This is a genomic window from Okeania sp. SIO2B9, from assembly GCF_010672505.1.
Taxonomy (GTDB): Bacteria; Cyanobacteriota; Cyanobacteriia; order Cyanobacteriales; family Microcoleaceae; genus Okeania; species Okeania hirsuta.
Window position 1 is genome coordinate 1 of record NZ_JAAHGK010000559.1, and the last position, 4,700, is coordinate 4,700.

Consider the following 4,700-nt stretch of genomic DNA (forward strand, 5'->3'; position numbering starts at 1 on the left):
TGTTTGTTGAAACCTAAAAGTATATTATAACAGTCTCAGGAAAGGTTAAGACCTATCAAAATATTAAAACTCAGACAAAATCAGATTTTTTATTCTTCCTTCTGCTATATAACTTCAGAGACAATTCATTAACTAAATATTTAAGATAATTACAAACAAAAAATACATCTCTTCTGTATAAAATATTTTCTATAGCAATCCTAAATAATTCGCGATAATTGTTATTGCTTTGGTTTTTCTCATTCCCTGTTCCCTATTCCCTATTTCCTAAAATCTACAATATCTCACAACTCAAATAAGATTGCTATATTTTGATATAACAGTCATTTTTTGTAGTGCTAATTACAAATAATATCCAGTAGAAATTTCACCTATTGACAGGACAGGAATCTACTATTGTTATTCTTTGATATCTATAGCAAGCTAGAATATATGATAGAAATAATTCTAAAATTTAAGAAATAAAATTATGACAAACCCACAAAACCAAATTACCCAAACTTATGCTCAAGACGATGCCCAACAAATTCTGCAAATTGCCCTAGCACGTCGCTCTGAAGGAGGCGAACTAACAAGAGCACAAGTATTAGAAATTGCTCATGAGATGGGTATTTCCACAGAAGACTTAGCAGCAGCAGAACAAGAATGGCTTTCCCACCGGAGTGAGTTTCAGGAAAAACAACTTTTTAATCAAGTTCGTAGAGACAAATTAAAGCAAAGTTTGATTAAATATGGCATTGTAAATTCATTTTTATTGTTGCTGAATTTAGTAATTGCTCATACTCTTTCCTGGTCTTTACCAATTTTATTATTGTGGGGATTATGGTTAGCTTTAGATGCCTGGAAAACTTTCCAAATTGAAGGAGAAGAATATGAAAAAGCTTTTCAAAGATGGCGGTTGAAAAAACAATTAGGTCAATCTTTTGGCTCTTTAGCAAATAAAATTTTAAAAAATTTACAGTCTTGAAAAGGAATCGATAAACTTGCTAAATAGACATCTTCAGAAAAGAGGGAATAGGGAATAGGGAATAGGGAATAGGGAATAGGGAGAAATAACTGATATTTATGTACGATAATTGATTTGATTTTTTATTATTGGAGATGTCTAATTATATATAGGAAAGATCAGGTTTGTTTGATTAATTAAAACCATGAAAAATTACCCCTAATTCCTTACCTAACAAATAAGCGATCGCTCACTTAAATTATTTAAAAAATCAACGCCTATTATTAGTGTTCAAACGTTTTATTGAAATCAATAAAATACACTATGAAATTTATTAACCCCAAAATTGATTACGCCTTTAAAATAATCTTCGGAGCTGACCAAATTAATGAACAAGAACACTTAAGCGTTAGCATAAAAGTCAAACAACGCAAGATTTTTTCTTCTTCCTTCTTCCTTCAAAATAAACAGAAACGATCGCCCACCTCAGTAACTAAGAGAGCGATCGCGTCAAATTTATTACTAATTTTTTGACAAAAAACCCAATATCAAACTGATGATTTACGCATCCAAAATAGAAACAGTAACTTCACCAGAATTATCATCTTCATAAACATCAAGAAATAAAGCACTAACTGTAATTGGTTCTTTGACTTCCAATGTAATCGTATCATCATATCCATTTAAAGAAGACCATGTAGCTGAAGTTTCAACATTTGTCTTCAAGTTAACAAATTTGCCACCATATATCCAAAGTAATACAAATGGTTCAGCACCCATACCACTACCATAGCTAAATGAGCCACTCTTAATGCGCAAAACATACATACCAGGATCTAAACTTGCAGATGCAGCCTCTTTCTGCAGGTTTTCCATCCATGTTTTGTCTACTAATAAACAATTCTTCTTACTATCAACAGTGAGATTTTTCATGTTACTATCTTCTTTTTAGTTAGATTAGGTGTTAGTTTTTGGCCTGTTTAAAACAGATTCAATTGGGCTTACCTGCCAATATTATTATTGGAGTAAGCGTCAATCATACTATCACAATACAGTTCATAGAAAAATAATAAATTTAATTAGTTATGCCATTTTTAAAAAAGAATGTTACGAATAATAAGTCTGATTAAAAGACACCTACAGTAGATATTACTTTGACATAAAAGAGAATGTCCTAGCTCAAAACTGGTATTGAAGCCATTTATCCTGACTCAGTCCTCCTGACCAACAAATAAGGTCTCAAGGCTCCCCTTTTAAGGGGATGAAAAAGCGGTCGAGAGATGGCGAGGTTTCCTCGCCATATCTAATCGACCAAGAGAAAATCAAGTTCAATATTTCAAGCCTCTGACTTTAACTAGAGGTACTGATAACTGATAACTGTTAACGCAGTTCCTCCGATAGGAGGCTAACTGATAACTGAAATGACTCCTGACTCCTAATAAATAGCCTAGTCATTTGTAGCAAACATTTATCAAATTGGTATTAGACATTTATTTACTAAACTATTTTAAAGATAGACTTTTGCCCAAAATTTAGCCCTTCATCTTTTACATATTACTCCCAATTAGTTAGATAAGCAATGATAATAGCTTCTATAAAAATAAATGATTAAAGCATTCTAATTGAATGAAATTTCATAGAAAAAAATTAGACTAAAAGGGTGCATCTCATATTTGCAAAAATACTTTTTTCCTATATATTCCCTGTTGCCTCACAGGAGTGCGCATTCCGCAAGCGAGCTGACATCGTCGCGGGGTCGCACCGCTGTTGCCTTCCGGAGCTGTTGCCTAAAAGCGATAATTTTTTGGCTTTATTCACGCATTGAGATGCACCCGACTAAAATCTTTCAATTTGTCGTGCTTCATCTGACAGCTTTGCTTCTTTTTGACCGATAATTCTTGCCCTACCATTTAACAAACCAATAGGAGTATCAAATAACTCTACCAATTCTGCTTTACCTGATATTATTTTCATCGTTGTTAGAGGCAACTCTTTTAATAACCATCTACTCAAACGATAAACATATTCCTTTGTTTTAAACTCTCGCATTAAATCAACACCATGGAGTTCATGCAAATATTTATTTGACTTTCCATACCTGCGCCATTGACTTTGTAAATCTTTCCAAGTTGAACGATGACGATGTTTAACTACTGCATTTTCTACAAACTTAAACTGATAAGATGTTTCTCGTAAAATACGCCAACAAATATCAGCATCTCCACCCGTTGTTAAATAAGGACGAAATAATCCTACCTCTACAAAAGCTTGCTTTCTAATAGCTAAATTAGCAGTTTGACCATAAGGACAAAATGAATTAGCTAAAGTATGTTTTTGAGAAAGAGTCTCTTGTTTATCAGCATATTTTTCTAATAAACTATCCCCAGGTAAAGCAAGTATTTCTCCCACTACAATACCAATATTAGAGTCAGAAAATGGCTGAATTAAATTTTCCAACCATTGAGGTTGAGGACGACAGTCACCATCAGTAAAAGCAAATATCTCGCTACTAGCAGCACGAATACCAGCATTACGAGCAGCATAAGAACTTTGAATTTGATTTTCAGTGACTAGACAAATTGTAATTTGATTTGACCGTGCTGCTGCTTCAATTAGTGATTTACTCTGATCGCCACTATTATTATCCACAAGTAAATACTCTACTTGGTCAGCAGGATAGGTTTGCGACCGCAGACATTCTATCAAATCTGGCAAATCTTTCTCACCATTATAAATTGGTACTATTACCGAAACTTTTGTCATTATCAGCTTTTCAATTAATAATTTATATAATGTCCGGATAATTAGACATCTCCTCCAAAAGAGGCAACAGGCAACAGGCAACAGGCAACAGGGAAAAATAATTGATAATTTATGGATAAGAATTGATTTTATTTTTGATTTTTATCAAATGTCTATTAGCGATCAAAAAACTTTCTCCTTTTCTCAGTCTTCTTTCTTCCCTCCTGACTCATGACTCCTGACTTCTGACTCCTCTAACTGAGTACTTAATTTCTACAATAAGCACAAGCTAGCCAAAATTGCACTAACTAAATAAAAACATCCCACAACTTGAGTTTCCGACCAACCAGATAATTCTAAATGATGATGAAAAGGAGCCATTTTAAATAAGCGCTTCCCTACTCCATTAGGTCTTTTTGTTGCCTTGTAATAACCCACTTGAGCAATAACCGAAAGAGTCTCTATTAAAAAAATCACACTAAGAATTAATAATATCCATAGAGTATTAGTTAGTAGAGCAACTGCAGCTAAACCTCCACCCAAAGCTAACGACCCCGTATCACCCATAAACACCTTAGCAGGATTGCGGTTATGAACAACAAAACCGAGACAACTACCACTCATGCAAGCACAAAAAATCATTAACTCCGGAGCAGTAGGAGCTAAATAAGCAGCTAACCCTAAAAATGCAACTGCTCCCAAACCTCCCATCAAACCATCAACACCATCAGTAAGATTGGTAGCATTACTTTCTGCAACTAAAACAAAACCTGCCAGAGGCCAAAATAGTAATCCTAAAGATAATTGTAAACCAAATGGTAAAGCAATATTAGTAACTGTACTAGGTTGACTCCATGCTAGCCATCCACAAAATAGCATTGCAAAACCCACCTGCAAAGCCAATTTCATTTTCGGAGATATTCCCTTATTAGACTTACGTTGCAAAATTCTCCAATCATCCAACCAACCAATAAAACCATAAGCTAGAGTCATGGCAGTATCGGCAATGACA

The 4,700-nt window shown here is 34.1% G+C and carries 5 protein-coding genes; 2 read left to right on the plus strand and 3 right to left on the minus strand.

Annotated features, from left to right (window positions below):
• Positions 1 to 469: 469 nt before the first annotated feature.
• Entirely contained in the window at positions 470 to 967 is a 498-nt protein-coding gene (locus F6K13_RS19060) for a 2TM domain-containing protein (RefSeq protein WP_287288027.1), read from the plus strand.
• Positions 968 to 1,270: 303 nt separating this feature from the next.
• The gene (locus tag F6K13_RS19065) at positions 1,271 to 1,480 is read left to right on the plus strand and encodes a hypothetical protein (protein WP_287288029.1); all 210 of its coding nucleotides are present in this window, start codon (positions 1,271 to 1,273) and stop codon (positions 1,478 to 1,480) included.
• A gap of 27 nt (positions 1,481 to 1,507) precedes the next feature.
• Here F6K13_RS19065 and F6K13_RS19070 read toward each other — a convergent pair whose 3' ends face one another.
• The 3 genes from F6K13_RS19070 to mraY form a co-directional block, all read right to left on the minus strand.
• Entirely contained in the window at positions 1,508 to 1,822 is a 315-nt protein-coding gene (locus F6K13_RS19070; protein ID WP_287288031.1) for a hypothetical protein, read from the minus strand.
• Positions 1,823 to 2,782: 960 nt separating this feature from the next.
• Positions 2,783 to 3,709, minus strand: a complete 927-nt coding sequence (locus F6K13_RS19075; RefSeq protein WP_287288032.1) for a glycosyltransferase family 2 protein — start codon at positions 3,707 to 3,709, stop codon at positions 2,783 to 2,785.
• A 252-nt stretch (positions 3,710 to 3,961) separates the two neighbouring features.
• On the minus strand, positions 3,962 to 4,700 hold a 739-nt coding region (gene mraY / locus F6K13_RS19080; protein ID WP_287288034.1), incomplete at its 5' end, for a phospho-N-acetylmuramoyl-pentapeptide-transferase.